This is a genomic window from Actinoplanes sp. NPDC051470, assembly GCF_040682035.1.
Lineage (GTDB): Bacteria > Actinomycetota > Actinomycetes > Mycobacteriales > Micromonosporaceae > Actinoplanes.
In genome coordinates, this window is sequence record NZ_JBFBAA010000084.1 from 1 (window position 1) to 1,628 (window position 1,628).

Consider the following 1,628-nt stretch of genomic DNA (forward strand, 5'->3'; position numbering starts at 1 on the left):
GAGGCCGGTATCCGTCAGTTCCTCGACGTCGGCACCGGCCTGCCGACGGTTGACAACACGCACCAGATCGCTCAGCGGGTCGCGCCGATCTCGCGGGTCGTCTATGTGGACAACGATCCGCTCGTGCTCGTGCACGCGCGAGCGCTTCTCACCGGTTCCCCCGAGGGCGCCACCGACTACGTCGACGCCGATCTCCACCAGCCAGAGCTGATTCTCGATGCCACCGCCAAGACGCTCGACCTCGACCAGCCAGTGGCGCTCATCCTCAGCGGCATCCTCGGCCATGTGTCCGACCTCGGCGAGGCCCGCGACATCGTGTCCCGGCTGATGGCCGGCCTGCCTTCCGGCAGCTACCTCTCGATCAACGACGGTACCCAGGTCGTCGCGGGTGAGGCGCTCGCCGAGGCGCAACAGGACTACAACGACACCGGTGCGGTGCCCTATCAGCTGCGCACGCCGGAGGAGATCGCCAGCTTCTTTGCTGGCTTGGAGCTCATTGAACCTGGGATCGTCTCGTGCCCGCGGTGGCGGCCAGGTCCAGATGAGGAACCGTTCGATGTGGATGCGTTCGGTGGTGTTGGCCGCAAGCCGTCACTGGCGGCGCTGTACGGGCATGCGTGGGACATGCTGCGGTTGACGCCGCGGCGGACATCGCGAGGTATACGAAGTGACGATGGCGCCAACCGCAGGCGTGCACCATCAGCGCCAGATCCGGATGTCATGCTGGTGCTGTTGGCCGTGCTGTGACCTTGCATGAGAGGTGTCGCTGTCCGCGTCGTCGATGCCTGGCGGCCCTGGCGCCTGTACCGCTCGAAAACGCGGTTTGGCTTACGCTGCCTGCGAATATTCGCTGATCAGTCCGTTGAGGATCTTCCTGCGGTGGACCCGGGCCGAGTCCAGGTCGACGACGGCTGGAACGGTGTCCGCGGCGTTAGGTGGGCGCTGACGACGGCTTTGGTGAGGGCGCTGCTCGTTGTAGTGCACGACGAACTCGCCCAGGACGGCCAGCAGGTGCCTCGGGTCGTAGACAAGCATCCGGTCCAGACACTCCCGCCGTACGGTGCGCACCCACCGTTCCGCGTACGCATTCGCCCGCGGCGCCTGCGGTGGACTGCGCAGGACCTCGATACCTTCGCTGGTGAACACCTCGTCGAACATGGCGGTGTACTTGGTGTCCCGGTCGCGGATCAGGAACCGGACCTGCCCAGCCCGCTTCCCCAGGTCGAGCATCAGATTGCGGGCCTGCTACGCCACCCAGGCACCGTTCGGATGGGTCGTAACTCCGAGAGGTGCACCCGGCGGGTGCCGATCTCCATCAGGAACAACACGTGGATGCGGGTCAACCCGATCGTGTCGACGTGCAGGAAATCGCTGGCCAGGATCCCCTTGGCTTGAGCTCTCAGGAACTGCGTCCAGATCGGCCCGGTACGCCGCGGTGCCGGATCCACCCCGGCCTTGGTCAAGATGGGCCACACGGTACTGGCCGCCGCCCGGTAACCCAGGCCGACCAACTCGCCCTGGATCCTGCGATGGCCTGTGCCGTTCGGAAACCCGGCCGCGGGGTCTGACGTGCGGTTTGTCCGGCACCCTGGCCCGCTCCCATGGTCATGCTGACGCCATGATCCTGT

Annotated in this window: 2 protein-coding genes and 1 pseudogene; 1 reads left to right on the plus strand and 2 read right to left on the minus strand. The window is 66.1% G+C overall.

The annotated features are described in order from the left end of the window. A partial coding sequence (locus tag AB0M54_RS47855; RefSeq protein WP_364480052.1) for an SAM-dependent methyltransferase occupies positions 1-747 on the plus strand: 747 nt, incomplete at its 5' end. 81 nt (positions 748-828) lie between these two features. Here AB0M54_RS47855 and AB0M54_RS47860 read toward each other — a convergent pair. Then, positions 829-1,230 (minus strand): transposase, encoded by a 402-nt coding sequence (locus AB0M54_RS47860; RefSeq protein ID WP_364480055.1) that lies wholly within the window; start codon positions 1,228-1,230, stop codon positions 829-831. Further along, positions 1,230-1,628 (minus strand): annotated as a pseudogene (locus tag AB0M54_RS47865) (hypothetical protein); the annotation flags it as partial. The gene AB0M54_RS47860 and the pseudogene AB0M54_RS47865, both read right to left, overlap by 1 nt.